The sequence below is a fragment of the Janthinobacterium sp. OK676 genome (genome assembly GCF_900103595.1).
In the GTDB taxonomy this organism is placed as follows: domain Bacteria; phylum Pseudomonadota; class Gammaproteobacteria; order Burkholderiales; family Burkholderiaceae_D; genus Janthinobacterium.
Map to the genome: position 1 here is coordinate 707077 of NZ_FNHA01000002.1, position 13541 is coordinate 720617.

Below are 13541 nucleotides of genomic sequence, written 5' to 3' on the forward strand. Positions count from 1 at the left end.
CGCGGGCCTGGCTTTTTTCATGCGGGCTGGGCGGCGGCCGCGGCCGCCTTCTGCCGCTGGATGGCCAGCACCATCAGCGCGGCCACGAGGCAGGCGGCGCCGGCCGCGAACAGGGCCGGGTTGTAGGTCAGCATCAGGGTGCGGATGCGGCCCGCGCCATAGGCGGCCACGGCGGCGCCCAGCTGGTGGCCGGCGAATATCCAGCCAAACACCATGCCCGCCCGCTCCCGGCCGAATGTGGCGCCCACCAGTTTCACGGTCGGCGGCACGGTGGCGATCCAGTCGAGGCCGTAGAACATGGCGAACAGCGACAGGCCGTACAAGGTGAATTCCGAATACGGCAGCCAGAACAGCGACAAGCCGCGCAAGCCGTAGTACCAGAACAGCAGTTTGCGGTTGTCATAGCGGTCCGACAGCCAGCCGGACAAGATCGTGCCGAACAGGTCGAACGCGCCCATCATGGCCAGCACGGACGCGGCCGGCACGGCCGACAGGCCCGAGTCGCCGCACAGGGAAATGAAGTGCGTCTGAATCAAGCCGTTGGTGCTGAGGCCGCAGATGAAAAACGTGCCGAACAGTATCCAGAAAGTGCGGTTCGCCGCCACGCTGCGCAGTATCAGGAATGGCGTGGCAAACGTCATTTTTACTGCCGGCGCCACCACCAGGGGCGTGGCCGGGTCGGCGCCATACGGACGCAAGGCCACGTCCTGCGGGCGGTTGCGCATGCACAGGAAAGCGAGCACGGCGACGATGGCGCACGCGGCAAACACGGGCATGACGGCCGTGCGCCAGCCGTAGTGCTCGATCAGCCAGGCGCCCACGGGCAGGAACAACAACTGGCCCGTGGCCGAACTGGCCGTCAGCACGCCCACCACGAGGCCCCGGTGCGTCTCGAACCAGCGGTTCGCCACCACGGCGCTCAAGACCAGCGCCGTCATGCCCGAACCCAGCCCCAGCAAGATGCCCCACAGGGCGACGAGGTGCCAGAATTGCGTCATGCGCGTAGCCAGCAGCATGCCGGTGGCGATCAGGCCCAGCGCCACGCAGATGACGTTGCGCAAGCCGAAGCGCTCCATCAGGATGGCGGCAAACGGCCCCATCAGGCCAAACAGCACGAAGCGCACGGCCAGGGCCGAGGAAATCTGCTCGGCATCCCAGCCGAATTCGCGGCTCAAGGGCTGCATCAGCGCCCCTGGCAAGCCCAGCGCGGCGGACGAGGTTAATGCCGTCAGGAAAGTGATGGCGACGATGACCCAAGCAAAGTGCACGCCGCGCCGCTCCAGCCATTGCGAAAAGGGATAGGAAAGCATGCAGTCCTCATGAGAAAAGAGTTAGCCCAGCGCCGCCTGCTGGCGGGCTTTTCACCATGTTATATTATGGTCGTAATTTATACAATCAAAAAAAACTGAAGCCACACTGCCGCGTGCGGCTCCAGTCCTCGCTTTAACGTTGTGCAGAATGGGGCTTACTTTACCTTCAAGCCATTCTTCACATCCGTCACGCCTTCCACGCTGCGGGCCAGGTCGGCAGCTTTTTTCACTTGCGCCTGCGACGGCACGAAGCCGCTGAGCATGACGACGCCGTTGACCGTTTCCACGTGCACGTCGAGCGCTTTCAAGTCATTGTCCTTGACGAGGTCAGCCTTGATCTTGGTGGTGATGACGGAGTCTTCCACCGCCGTCTTGGTACTGCCGGCCGCATTGCGCGTCACGCAGGCGGCCTTGGCCGTCGCATCCATGGCGTCGCAGTTTTCCTTCGTCGTGGCAGGCGGATTTTGCGCCACGTTGGTACCGGCCCTGGCGCCCGTATTGGCATCGGCCAGTGCCGCATTTTTTGCCGCCTTGGCATCGTTCATGCACGTGGTTTTTTCGGCGCCCGTGCGGTCGCCGCACTTGGCCTTGGCAAGGTCATACTCGGCATTGGCGACGTCCTTGCGGGCCTTGCCCAGTTCGCGCGGCGTGTTGCGGTACTGGGCCACGGCGTCCGAGTCGGCCTTGGCGCGCGCCACCCTGGCCTCTTCCACGCAGACTTTTTTCGCGTTGCCGCTCTGTGCGTCACAGGCGGCCTTGGCCTGCTTGTAGTCGGCCGATGCCTTGTCCGTCAAACTCTTGTACGAGGCATCCTGCGCATACGCGGGCGCGGCGGCAAGCAGGGCGCTGGCACTGGCGGCCAGCATGAGTGCGATCATTTTGTTCATGATGGTTCCTCTCTGGTTAGTTGATGCCCAGATTAGACCCCTGCCGCGCACAAAGCTCCGTGCGACAGCACACGCTGACAGTCCATTCACATAAAAATCAGCGTTTATTTGTCCCCGCTCAAACCTTTTCGCCATAAAACTTGCGCCTGTTCAAATGGCGAAGCGGCCCCATCAAATGCACCTGCGCCATCGGCCAGCGCCAGCCATGCCTGCGTGGCGTGGGAACCGCCTGCCACCTCTCCCGCCGCGCGCACGCCGCGCATCCAGGCCAGCACATCGCCGTACTGTCCCGGATGGCGCGCATGCACCCAGGCCAGAGCCACCAGGTCCGCATAACCTTCTTCGCGGCGCGTCTCGCGCAACTCCTGCGCCAGCGGCGTCAACTTGCCGCGCTGTCGGCTGGGCGGCTCGACAAAGCCGCGCGGCAAGGCATGCCAGTCGCCTTGGGCGTAGCGCTGGCAGTGGCCGATCTCATGCGCCGTCATCGCTTCCATCAGCAAGCCGTGGCGCGCGGCTGGCACGCCCTGCAAGACACTGTCCGCCTGCGCATTGCCGCGCAAGGACAGCACCAGCTTGCAGCGCCCTGCCTCGTAGCCCAGCGCCAGCGGCACGGCGCCGGGCGCATCCTGCGGCTGCACGATGATATCGATGGGCAAGCCCTGCGTGCGCGCGTACTCGATGACGGGCTTGCCCGCCTGCAGCCAGCGGGTTTCCAGATCGGTAAGCTGGGCGGTGGCGACGGCGGGCAAGGCAAGGGACGCACTCAACAGCGAGAACAATTTCAACATGGGATCAACAGGAGAAAGGAGGATTTACTACTGCAGAGTAAGCGGTGAAAATATTTCCACAAGGAAAAACTGGCAACTTTTCCTAAATAAAGACGAAAAAAAACCGGCGCTGTGCGCCGGCTTTTCAGACTGACAATAGTCAGGCTGGGGTTTATTTCTTCGTGACTTTATCGAGCGCGCGGGCCGTGACGAATTCCGGGCGGATATCGTTGGGCACGGCCTTCATCTTGTCGAGCGCCACTTGCACTTCCGGACGGATCACCACGTATTTGCTCATCAGGTCTTTCGCGCGCGCATAGTCGCCCGTCGCCTCGATGGTCAAGAACTCACGGTCGAGGTCGATCACGGCCTGCTTGATCTTGCCGAAATCGACGCCGAACTTGCCGTCGCCCAGCGACACAAAACCACCCTTGTCGAGGATGTAATTCATCTGGATGGCCATGCCGCGCGCATGCGAATCCGTCAGGCCGAAATGCAGGGTGCGGAAACCGGAGGCGAGGAAAGTGTTGTACAGCTTGCGCTCGGCAACGTCGCCCTGGCCCAGGGTGTCCTTGAGCTGCCCCTTGTCCATCATGTAGCGCAGCGCGAACAGACCCGTGATATCGGCCTTGGCTTCTTCGATGGTCGAATACGCTTCCTTCAAGTCCTGGCGCGGCGTCGAAGGCTTGCCGTCGATGGTGGTGGCGTGCGGGCCCAGGCCGTGCATGATTTCATGCGCGAGGATGTGCGTGAAAAAGGAATTGAAATCGACGTCCTGCTGCGCTTCGGGCGTGAGCACCAGTTTCGAGATCGGCGTCAGGGTGGCCTTGAACTTGGCTTCCTGCACGTTTTTCAGCATCACGCGCTTGGAGCCGCGCGCGCTGATGATGCGCTCGTCGTTGGGCAAGTTGTAGGCAGCCGTCTGCACGGCCATGTTGCCGTCGCCCGCGCCATACACCTGGTTGACCACCACCATCGGCGCCAGCGCGCCCACTTTCGGGTTGCGGTACTGGGCGTCGAGCGGCAGGTTGTCTTCCAGCTCCTGCATGTGCCTGGCGAAGAAGTTCAGCTTCTGCGTTTCCGCCTGGTCGCGGATGTTCACGTAGGCTTCGAACGCGGCCTTGTAGCCGAACAGCTCGTCGTTGTACGTTTCGTACGGGCCGATGGTGATGTCGACGGGTGAATCGAGGTCCATCCAGGCGAAATCGGACGGCAGATAGTCGTTGTCGAGGAAAGCCTTGGCGCGCAGGGTGAGGAATTTCTTCAGCGACGCGTTATCCGTGGCGGCGGCCGCCTCGTCGAGCAGCTTGGCCAGCTGCTTGAGTTCCACCTTGTATTCATCCGAATACTTGACGGTCTGGTATTTGCCATCCTTGCCCGCACGTATCGTCGTGAAGAACCATTGCGCCTGCTGCTTGTCCTCTGGCGACAAGCCATTCATCCACGTTTCCAGGCTGGCCTTGGTGGCACCCTGCGGATAGAAATTGCCCGCTTCCGGCTTGTGCGCGGGAATCGCGATACCGGCATAGCTGGCCGGCATGAACGAGGCGTGGGCGTCGAGCACCGACCATGGTCCCTTGTTGATCCAGAAATAGTTCAGGCGGGCCTGGCCCAGGGCCGACTTGTCCTTCTTCAATGCCGCCCACAGCGCTTCGTTGCCGGACCAGCGCTGGCGCAGCTGCAGCACGTCGACCAGCTTGGCCGCCTCGACCAGCTTGGCGATGGCCTGACGGTCACCAAAGGACAGGTGCGTGACGTCGGCCGTCAGCGCGACGGGCGCATAGCGGGCGCTCATGGTGGTCAGTTGTTGCGCTGTCGCGGGGGAGCTTGGCGTTGCGGCGCAGGCACTGCCGACGGCGGCGGCCATCAGCAGGGGAATCAGGATGTTTTTCATGGGGACCTTTGGATAGTGCTGGGGTCAGACCCGGCGGATCTGACCCCAAATTGAGGCAGCGTCTTTTCAAACAGCCTGCGATTGTCCCACCTGCCCCATGGCATGGCAAGCGGCTTACCAGACCTTGTACACCTGTCCCGTCTGCGCCCCTTCCACGCTGCGGCTGTAGGCCAGGGCCACTCTGCTGGCGGCGGCCGGCTCGAAGCCGTAGAAGAACGGGCCATACGCTTCCAGCGATTCTTCCAGCACCGTGGGGCTGACCACATTGATGCGCACGCCGCGCGCCAGTTCGATGGCGGCGCCGCGTACAAAACCTTCCACGGCCGCATTCGTCATGCTGGCGGCCGCGCCGAAGCGGATCGGCTGCTCGGCCACGATGCCGCTGGTCAAGGTAATCGAACCGCCGTCGTTCAGGTATTCCTGCGCCACGAGGGCCACGTTGACCTGGCCCATCAGCTTGCTGTCCAGGCCCAGCTGGAATTGCTCGGGCGTGAATTCGGCCAGCGGGCCGAAATGCAGCTTGCCGGCCGTGACGACGACGGCGTCGACCTTGCCGATGCGCTTGAACAGGGCGCGCACTTGCGCAATGTCGCCCATGTCGGCCTGGTGCGTGCCCGTGCGGCTGCCCACTTCGATGATTTCATGGCGTTGCGCCAGTTGGGCGGTGACGGCCTTGCCGATGGTGCCGCTGGCGCCGATGATGACGATTTTCATGCTGCTTCCTTGTGTGGGTTGAACGATGCAGCCAGTATGCGCCGCTTATAAAAAGGAATAAATACGCTAGAATTTACAAGATTACTAACCCACAGTTTGGAATTGGGACCGCATGGATAAATTGCGCAGCATGGAGATTTTTGTCGCCGTCGTCGATGCGGGCAGTTTCACGGCCGCCGCCGAAGCTTTCCAGATGTCGCCCGTGATGGTGGGCAAGCACATCAAATACCTGGAAGAGCGGTTGGGCGCGCGGCTGCTGGCGCGCACCACGCGGCGGCAAAGCCTGACGGAAATCGGCCAGCAATACGTGGAACAGTGCCGCCAGATCCTGGCCAGCATCCATGCGGCCGAACGGGGTGCGGAAGCCATGCGCACGGCGCCGCGCGGCAAGCTGAAGATCACGGCGCCCGTGTCCTTCGGCAGCGAGTGCATCGCGCCGCTGATGGCCGACTATCTCGAAGCGTATCCGGAAGTGAGCCTGGAACTCAATTTGAATGACAGGACGGTCGATCTGGTGGAGGAAGGGTTCGATGCGGCCATCCGCATCGGCAAGCTGGAAGATTCCGCCATGGTGGCACGCGCCTTGCGGCCGTATGCGATGGTGATCTGCGCCGCGCCCGCCTACCTGGCCAGACACGGCACGCCGCGCACGCCAGCCGACCTGGCGCGCCACGAATGCCTGGACTTCATGCAGTGGACGCGCCACGTGCGCTGGCGCCTGGCCAGGAGCGGCGACGACGACGGCAGCCCCGTGCGCGAGAGCCGCTTCCGCTCGAACAATGGGCAGGCGCTGCGCGTGGCGGCCCTGCACGGCTTCGGCATCGTCATGCAGGCGGAAATCCTGATGGCCGGCGATATCGCCGCCGGCAGGCTGGTGCCGCTGCTGGCCGACTACGTGCCCGCGCCTCGCCCCATGCACCTCGTGTATGCGCGCGACCGCCAGCCCACGCCGAAGCTGACGACCTTCATCGATTTTCTGCTGGAACGCTACGGGCCGGCGGCGACACCGCCACCGGCCACGCTCACGTAATCGTCGTACCTAGTTCACCTTCGCGGCGGGCGCCGATGCCAGCTTGGCCAGCTCGCCATCCGGCTGCCAGCCGGCACCTAAAGAGCGGGCCACGGCCACGGTGGCCAGCAGGCGCTGGGTCTTGATCTGCGCGGCGGCGCGGTCCGCCGCCAGCGAGCTGCGCTGCGCGTCCGTCACGTCCAGGTAGGTCGAGATGCCGCGCTCGTAGCGCGTGCGCGCCACCAGGTAGGCGCGCGCCGCCGCAGCCTGCGACAAGGCTTGCGCATCGCCCTGCAACTGGCGCTGCTCCACGTCGGACAGCGCATCTTCCACTTCACGCAAGGCCGTCAGCAGCTTCGTTTCATGGTTCGCCACGGCTTCCGCATAGCGCGCCTTGCTCAAATCCAGGTTGGCCTGGTTGCGGCCGCCGTCAAAGATGGGCAGGGACAGGGCCAGCGGACCAAAGCTGAACTGGCGCGAACCGCCCTGCGCCAGGTCGCGCAGCTTTTCGGACGCGTAGCCGAAATTGCCCGTCAATTGCAGCGACGGGTAAAACGCGCCTTCGGCCACGCCCACTTGCGCGTTCGCCGCGCGCAGGCCCGCCACGCTGGACACGAGATCCGGACGGTGCGCCAGCAGGCTGGCCGGCAAGCCGACAGGGATGGCGGGCGGCAGCGGCAGGACGGACGGATCGGCGGCCACCGGCAATTGCAGCGCCGACGGCGGCTTGCCCGTCAGGGTGGCCAGGCTGTTTTCCAGCTGGTTGCGCTGGCGCTTGACTTCGTGCAGGTCGGCCTGCGCGTTCGACAGTTCCACTTTCGCGCGCGCCAGGTCCAGCTCATTCGTCAAGCCCGCGTTGAAGCGCGCCTCGACCAGGTCGGCCGATTCGCGGCGCGTGTCCAGCGCGCCATTCAGGATCGCCATTTCCGCGTCCAGGCCGCGCAGCTGCCAGTAATTGCTGGCCACTTGCGACGACAGCATCAGCAGCACGCCATCGCGGTCGGCCTGCGCCGCCAAGGCTTGCGAGTCGGCCGCTTCGACCATGCGCTTGACACGGCCCAGCAAGTCGACTTCATACGACAGCGTGCCGCCCACGGAAAAATTATTGCCGCTGATGGAGCGGTTGCCCAGGGCCAGGCCCTGCGAAGTGTTGGCCGACGTGCGCGAGTTCGAGATCCCCGTGCTGACGTTCACGCTCGGGCCCTGGTTGGCGCGCGCCGTGCCGCTTTGCGCCAGCGCCTGCAGCAAGCGCTCGCCGGCCGCCTTCACGCTCGGGTTGTCCTGCAGCGCGCTCTGCTCGAGGCGGTCCAGGGTGGCATCGCCGTAGATGCTCCACCATTCTTTGGGCAGTTGAGCGGCATCGGCCGCGGCCGCGCCATGGCGGAAGGTGTCGGCGCCGGCGACGTTGGCTGGCGCCTTGAAATCCTGGCCCACGGTGCCGCAGGCGGACAACGCCACGGCGAGGGAAGCGGCCAGCGCGATTTTCGTCAATACTGTTTGCATGATGATTACCTTCTTGTTCTTGAGGTGCTGTACGTGCGGGCTGCGGGCGGTCAATGACCGCCGCCACCGCCACCGGGAGCTTTGAGTTTGTCGGCCAGCCACAGGGGCACGATGCAGGCCAGCAGGATGGCGCCGACGAGGAAGAAGCCGTCGTTGTAGGCCATCACGTACGCTTCGCGGCGCACGATGCCGTCGATCGCCTGCAAGGCCTGGTTGCCGGCCGTGACGGCGTCATAGCCCTTGGCCATGAACGACGACGTCAGTTGGTCGATGCGCAGCTGCGTGGCGCTGGAATACGCATTGATCGCTTCGCCCAGGCGCTGCGAATGGAAATGCTCGCGGGTGCTCAGGGCCGTGGCCAGCAGGGCGATGCCGATGGAGCCGCCCAGGTTGCGCGTCATGTTGAACAGGCTCGAAGCGGACGCCATGTCTTTCGGCGCGATGCCCTTCATGGCAAAGTTCGACAGCGTCAGCATGACGAAGGGCTGGCCCAGCGCGCGCACCACCTGCGACCACAGCAGCTGGTCATAGCCGGTGGAGGCGTCCATGTAGGCATTCATCATGCACGAGCCGCCGAACAGCAACAGGCCGAACGAGCACAGGATGCGGTTATCCACCACGGACGACAGCTTGGCGACGAACGGCATGATGAACAGCTGCGGCAAACCCACCCACATGATGACTTCACCGATCTGCATCGGCGAATAGCCGGCGATCTGGCCCAGGAACAAAGGCAGCAAAAAGGCCGAGCCGTACAGGCCCATGCCCGTCACGGCCGACAGCACGGTGGCAACGAGAAAATTGCGCTGGCCGTACAGGGCCAGGTTGACGAACGGCTCGGCGCGCGTGGCGCTGGTGACGACCCAGCCCAGGATGCCCGTCAAGGCCAGCGCGGCGAAGGCGATGATGAAACCCGAGTCGAACCAGTCCTTCGAGTTGCCCTCTTCCAGGAAGATGGTCAGGCAACCGAGGCCCAGGGCCATGAAGAAGATGCCCAGCCAGTCGGCTTTCCAGAACAATTTGAGCTGCATCGGCTCCTTGTCCAGGCCATAGATCATGCCGGCGATCAGCAGCACGCCCGGCACCCAGTTGATGTAGAAGATCGAGGGCCAGCCATACAGCTCGGAGAGATAACCGCCCAGGGTCGGACCCATGGCAGGCGCCAGGGTGGCCGTCAGGCCGAAGATGGCCATGCCGACGGCGCGCTTCGATGGCGGCAGCTTGAGCATCACCAGGGTGAACGCCATCGGGATCAGGGCGCCGCCCGTGAATCCCTGCAGCATGCGGAAGACGATCATGCTTTCCAGGTTCCAGGCCGCCCCGCACAGGGTGGAGAACAGCAGGAAGAAGGAGGTGGTGCCTATCATGTAGGCACGCAGACCGAACACGCGCGCCAGCAGCGCCGTGAGGGGAATGACGATGATTTCCGCCACCAGGTAGGCCGTGGAAATCCACGAACCCTCTTCCTGGGTGGCCGACAGCGAGCCAAGGATATCCTTGAGCGATGAATTGGTGATCTGGATGTCGAGCACCGCCATGAAGGCGCCCAGCATGCCGGCGGCGACCGCCAGCCAGGTGCGCCCGGAGACTTTCTCGTCGATCACGGGAAACGCTGGCGGCTTCGCCAGCGTGGTGGAGGGGCTGCTCATGGAAGCTTAGCGCGTGGTGGACTGGGCGACGGGAGCGGCGGCGTGGCGCGCGGCCTTGTCCTGGGCCGCATTGGGCTGGTTCACTTCCACTTCGGCGATCACCGACATGCCCGGCACCAGACGGCCATTCATGGCCTTGATGTCTTCCGGCTGGAAGACGATTTTCACCGGCACGCGCTGGACGATCTTGGTGAAATTGCCGGTGGCGTTATCGGCCGGCAGCAGGGCGAATTGCGCGCCCGAGGCGGGAGCGAAGCTGTCCACGGTGCCCACCAGTTTCTTGCCCGGCATGGCGTCGACGGTCACGTGCACGCTCTGGCCGCGGTGCAGGTCGGCCAATTGGGTTTCCTTGAAGTTGGCGGTGACCCAGACGTTGTCCTGCACGATGGCCGTCAATTGCTGGCCAGGCTGCACGCGCATGCCCGTTTCCACGTTGCGCTTGCCGATGCGGCCGGCGACGGGCGCCAGGATGCGGTTGTATTGCAGCTGTTGTTCCGCGTCCTTCAATTGCACGCGCAGCACGGCCACTTGTGCCTTGGCCACGTCGCGCGCAGCTTGCGCCGCACCGATCTGTGCCTTGGCGGCCGAAGCGCTGTCGCGGCGGGCGGCCAGGTCGGCCACGGCGCTCGAACGGGCCGCGTTGGCCGCGTCCAGTTCCGCTTTCGACACGGCTTTCATCTGGCTCGTGTACAGCTGGCCGAAACGCTCGGCGTCCTGTTTTGCGCGCAGCAATTGCGCGTCCGCTTGCGCCACTTGCGCCTGGGCGGCACTCGCTTGCGCCTGCACCTGCGCGATCTGCGCGTCCGCTTGCAGCACTTGCTGCTCGGCGCTGGCGATTTGCGCGGCGATCTGCTCGGTTTTCACGCGCTGGTCGAACGGGTCGAGTTCGGCGATCACGTCGCCCTCTTTCACGATCTGGTTGTCGTCGATGAAGACCTTGGTGACGACACCGGAAATGCGTGCCGAGACGGGATGCACGTGGCCGGCCACGTAGGCGTTTTCCGTTTCCACGAAATAGTGGCTGCGGTACCACATGCGTGCGCCGGCGCCCAGCGCCACGAGGACGATCAGGCCGGCGATGATTTTCACGCGGTTGTTAGGAGGTGCGGAGCTGGCGGAAGCGGCGGGCGCGGAAGGGGCGGCCGGGGCCGCGGGTGGGACGGCGCTCAGCACTTTGTGCTCTGCTTGGCCTGGCTGGTTGGACATACTCGCTCCGGAAATGAAATGATATAGGTTCATTATTGGGCAAAGAAAAGCCAAAGTCAAGAAATGAAACGATTGCATTTCATTTTAATTTGCACTACAGTGTGAGCCATCACTTACCTTCCCACTTGTAAAGAGACCCAGACCATGTCCGATCCCGGCCTCAGCGATACCTTGCCTACCAATACAGAATCCGACGACGCGCAGGAGCTTTCCTGCTGCGGCAAGCCAGCCGGCCGGCCGCGCGCGGCCGACATGGAAGCGCGCATGGACAACCTGCTGCACACGGCCGGCTGCCTGTTTCTGGAAAAAGGATATGGAAAGGTGAGCCTGGAGATGATCGCCCGCGAAGCCCACGTGGCCGTGCGCACGATTTACGTGAAATTTGGCGGCAAGTCCGGCTTGTTCAACGCCGTGGTGGAATTGCGCCGCGCCGCCTATTTTTCAACCATGCCGGCGCTGGAAACGGATATGCGGCCCCTGCCCACCATCCTGGGCGAATTCGGCCTGCTGTTCGTGCAACTGGTCACCATGCCGGCAGCCATCCGCCTCAATCGCATGGTCGTGGCCGAAGCGGCCACGCACCCGGAACTGGCGGAAACGTTTTACAAAGTGGGACCGGGACAGACGCGCGAGATGCTGGCCAAATTCTTCAGCCGCCCCGATATCGCGCCCCTGTTCCGCGCGGAACTGACGCCGGCTACGCTGTCGCTGCACCTGCTCAATTGCCTGCTGGGCGACCAGATGTCGCGCCTGCTGTTTCCACCGCCGGCGCAACCGGACGTGGCGCAATTGCGTGCCAAGGTGGCCGTCAGTCTCGACCTGTTCCTGCACGGCACCTTGCGCCAGCCGCTGGCGGCCTGACGCGCGGCTCAGCCGGGGCGGCTGCAGTCTTCCGGCGCCGCCACGTCGGCAGATGCATCGTTCAAGCCCAGCGCACGCAGGAAAGGCTGCGCTGCCGACGCGCCATCGACGGTGAGTGAAGACTCGCTTCCATCGTAGCGGTCCGGGCCATAGCGCATCAGGTCGAACGAGGTTTCAAAGCGCTGCGCCAGGAAATACGTGCGGAAGTAATCGAAGGAAAACGCCACCTGGCTATCCTCCCGCAGCAGCAAGCCATGCGCATACAGCGGCGCCAGCCAATCTCCGGCCGCCATGTTCCAGCCCTTCACGCCGCAATAGTCGCTGGCAAAGCGCTCCAGCTCCGCCTCGTTGAGGAAGACGGTCTTCGCTTCGAACATCACGAACGCCAGCTCGATGAGGAATTCGCGCGCATCGCCAGCCACGCCGGCGTTCACGCGCTGCTGCGCACCCGCCTTGCCCAGCAAGCCGTCGAGGTAGGCACGCTCGCCCGCCAGCTGCGGCAGCAGGGTGGCAAACACATACTCGGCATCCATCTGCCCCGTTTCCTGGCCATTCGGCGTGTACAGTACCGACAGGGCGAAGTTCCTGCTTACGTCATCGAATTCGCGCAGGGACACCGTCCACTGCGTGCCTGCCCTGCCGCCATCAGCCTCGCCCGTGCCGAACTCGAGCACGGAAAACGCCGCCATCTGGCCATTCGCACCGTACAGGCTGCCGGGATTGCTCTTGTACAAAATGCCCAGCGACTTCATCAGTGAACTAGCATCGCCCGTGTGCTGGTGGCCATGGAACACGGCGTGGATATTCTTGTAGTGCGCGCGCTGCTCGGCGCTGGCGTGCTCGTCGGCGGAGAAAAAGCTGAAGCCGGCACTGCCCAGCGCCGCAGCGGCGACACCCTGCGCGCGGCTGCCCGGCACCAGGTAGAAACGCGCGCCAGGCAGGCTGGCCGCCTGCAGCAAGGGGCGCAGGAAGTATTCGTAGACGTACACGGGCGTCGTGCCGGCACAGGCGTCGGGCGCCACCAGCTGGCCCGTGAAGAAAATCGCATCGATCCTCTTGCCCGTGGCCAGGATAGCGGCCACGTCCTGGTACAAGGCATGCAGCATCACGGCCTGTTCTTGTTCGTCGGCCCGGCGCAAACGGACATCGGCGATATGAAGGGCGGTAAATTTTTTCATCGTTGCAAAGCTCTCTCAGTACAGCGGAATTTGACCGTATCCCACGCTGGCAACATTCCTGGAAAAATCACACGCTTCCGTTGAAGCAAAAGCAAAACATGATTACAGGCCTCCATTCTGCCACTTTTTCCATACGGCAATACTCACCAATTTTCACGTGGGGCGGATCCGCCACGTTTTACCATGCTTCAGGTCAAGGGAAATAAAAAAAACCGGGAACATGTCCCGGTTTTTTGTACTGAAAGTCAACGTTTCATCAGCGCTTGCGCGGCGGCGGCAAGTCCGTGCACACGCCTTCGTACACTTCGGCGCGCTTTTGCCATCCTGCCGATCGATTCGCCCAGGGTCGGGTGCGGATGGATGGTCTTGCCGATGTCGGTGCCGTCGCAGCCCATTTCGATGGCCCGGGAGATTTCGCCGCTTCATCGTTCACCTGTCGCCCGCGTGCGTGCCGACGATGGTGTCGCCGGCGAGATGTTTCATCGTAGTTGAATAATAAAAAACCCCGCAATCGCTTGCGGGGTTTTTAGTGTTACGACATCAGCGCTTGCGCGGTGGCGGCA

11 protein-coding genes and 1 pseudogene are annotated in these 13541 nt (G+C 63.5%); 2 read left to right on the top strand and 10 right to left on the bottom strand.

Features of this window, described 5'->3' with window-relative positions:
• Nucleotides 1-17: 17 nt before the first annotated feature.
• From BLU39_RS06805 to BLU39_RS06825, 5 genes are all read right to left on the bottom strand, one after another.
• Nucleotides 18-1310, bottom strand: coding sequence for an MFS transporter (locus tag BLU39_RS06805; protein ID WP_092711227.1), 1293 nt, complete (start codon nucleotides 1308-1310; stop codon nucleotides 18-20).
• Between the two features lie 155 nt (nucleotides 1311-1465).
• Entirely contained in the window at nucleotides 1466-2197 is a 732-nt protein-coding gene (locus tag BLU39_RS06810; RefSeq protein WP_092711229.1) for a BON domain-containing protein, read from the bottom strand.
• A gap of 104 nt (nucleotides 2198-2301) precedes the next feature.
• A complete protein-coding gene (locus BLU39_RS06815) occupies nucleotides 2302-2985 on the bottom strand; it encodes a hypothetical protein (protein WP_092711231.1) in 684 nt (227 codons plus the stop codon).
• A 151-nt stretch (nucleotides 2986-3136) separates the two neighbouring features.
• Complete coding sequence (locus BLU39_RS06820) at nucleotides 3137-4858, bottom strand: dipeptidyl-peptidase 3 family protein (RefSeq protein ID WP_092711233.1); 1722 nt, start codon at nucleotides 4856-4858, stop codon at nucleotides 3137-3139.
• A 114-nt stretch (nucleotides 4859-4972) separates the two neighbouring features.
• A complete protein-coding gene (locus BLU39_RS06825; protein ID WP_092711235.1) occupies nucleotides 4973-5572 on the bottom strand; it encodes a short chain dehydrogenase in 600 nt (199 codons plus the stop codon).
• A 112-nt stretch (nucleotides 5573-5684) separates the two neighbouring features.
• Between BLU39_RS06825 and BLU39_RS06830 the strand changes: the two genes are divergently transcribed.
• Entirely contained in the window at nucleotides 5685-6602 is a 918-nt protein-coding gene (locus BLU39_RS06830) for a LysR family transcriptional regulator (RefSeq protein ID WP_092711237.1), read from the top strand.
• A 9-nt stretch (nucleotides 6603-6611) separates the two neighbouring features.
• On the opposite strand, the gene BLU39_RS06835 is transcribed toward BLU39_RS06830, so the two are convergent.
• The 3 genes from BLU39_RS06835 to BLU39_RS06845 are packed head-to-tail and all read right to left on the bottom strand — an operon-like array spanning nucleotide 6612 to nucleotide 10939.
• A complete protein-coding gene (locus BLU39_RS06835) occupies nucleotides 6612-8084 on the bottom strand; it encodes an efflux transporter outer membrane subunit (protein WP_092711364.1) in 1473 nt (490 codons plus the stop codon).
• A gap of 50 nt (nucleotides 8085-8134) precedes the next feature.
• Nucleotides 8135-9733, bottom strand: coding sequence for a DHA2 family efflux MFS transporter permease subunit (locus BLU39_RS06840; RefSeq protein ID WP_092711239.1), 1599 nt, complete (start codon nucleotides 9731-9733; stop codon nucleotides 8135-8137).
• A 6-nt stretch (nucleotides 9734-9739) separates the two neighbouring features.
• The gene (locus BLU39_RS06845; protein ID WP_092711241.1) at nucleotides 9740-10939 is read right to left on the bottom strand and encodes an HlyD family secretion protein; all 1200 of its coding nucleotides are present in this window, start codon (nucleotides 10937-10939) and stop codon (nucleotides 9740-9742) included.
• 144 nt (nucleotides 10940-11083) lie between these two features.
• Here BLU39_RS06845 and BLU39_RS06850 point away from each other — a divergent pair, with 144 nt between their 5' ends.
• Nucleotides 11084-11800 (top strand): TetR/AcrR family transcriptional regulator, encoded by a 717-nt coding sequence (locus BLU39_RS06850; RefSeq protein ID WP_092711243.1) that lies wholly within the window; start codon nucleotides 11084-11086, stop codon nucleotides 11798-11800.
• Between the two features lie 8 nt (nucleotides 11801-11808).
• On the opposite strand, the gene BLU39_RS06855 is transcribed toward BLU39_RS06850, so the two are convergent.
• Both BLU39_RS06855 and BLU39_RS28895 read right to left on the bottom strand, forming a co-directional pair.
• Entirely contained in the window at nucleotides 11809-12978 is a 1170-nt protein-coding gene (locus tag BLU39_RS06855; protein ID WP_092711245.1) for a hypothetical protein, read from the bottom strand.
• Between the two features lie 256 nt (nucleotides 12979-13234).
• Nucleotides 13235-13437 (bottom strand): annotated as a pseudogene (locus tag BLU39_RS28895) (dihydrolipoyl dehydrogenase); the annotation flags it as partial.
• Between the last annotated feature and the right edge of the window lie 104 nt (nucleotides 13438-13541).

What these genes read in the sequence shown, in the direction of transcription:
- BLU39_RS06855 (WP_092711245.1), bottom strand. Translation starts at nt 12,978, where the DNA reads ATGAAAAAATTTACCGCCCTTCATATCGCCGATGTCCGTTTGCGCCGG.
- BLU39_RS06830 (WP_092711237.1), top strand. Translation starts at nt 5,685, where the DNA reads ATGGATAAATTGCGCAGCATGGAGATTTTTGTCGCCGTCGTCGATGCG.
- BLU39_RS06815 (WP_092711231.1), bottom strand. Translation starts at nt 2,985, where the DNA reads ATGTTGAAATTGTTCTCGCTGTTGAGTGCGTCCCTTGCCTTGCCCGCC.
- BLU39_RS06810 (WP_092711229.1), bottom strand. Translation starts at nt 2,197, where the DNA reads ATGAACAAAATGATCGCACTCATGCTGGCCGCCAGTGCCAGCGCCCTG.
- BLU39_RS06805 (WP_092711227.1), bottom strand. Translation starts at nt 1,310, where the DNA reads ATGCTTTCCTATCCCTTTTCGCAATGGCTGGAGCGGCGCGGCGTGCAC.
- BLU39_RS06825 (WP_092711235.1), bottom strand. Translation starts at nt 5,572, where the DNA reads ATGAAAATCGTCATCATCGGCGCCAGCGGCACCATCGGCAAGGCCGTC.
- BLU39_RS06840 (WP_092711239.1), bottom strand. Translation starts at nt 9,733, where the DNA reads ATGAGCAGCCCCTCCACCACGCTGGCGAAGCCGCCAGCGTTTCCCGTG.
- BLU39_RS06835 (WP_092711364.1), bottom strand. Translation starts at nt 8,084, where the DNA reads ATGCAAACAGTATTGACGAAAATCGCGCTGGCCGCTTCCCTCGCCGTG.
- BLU39_RS06820 (WP_092711233.1), bottom strand. Translation starts at nt 4,858, where the DNA reads ATGAAAAACATCCTGATTCCCCTGCTGATGGCCGCCGCCGTCGGCAGT.
- BLU39_RS06850 (WP_092711243.1), top strand. Translation starts at nt 11,084, where the DNA reads ATGTCCGATCCCGGCCTCAGCGATACCTTGCCTACCAATACAGAATCC.
- BLU39_RS06845 (WP_092711241.1), bottom strand. Translation starts at nt 10,939, where the DNA reads ATGTCCAACCAGCCAGGCCAAGCAGAGCACAAAGTGCTGAGCGCCGTC.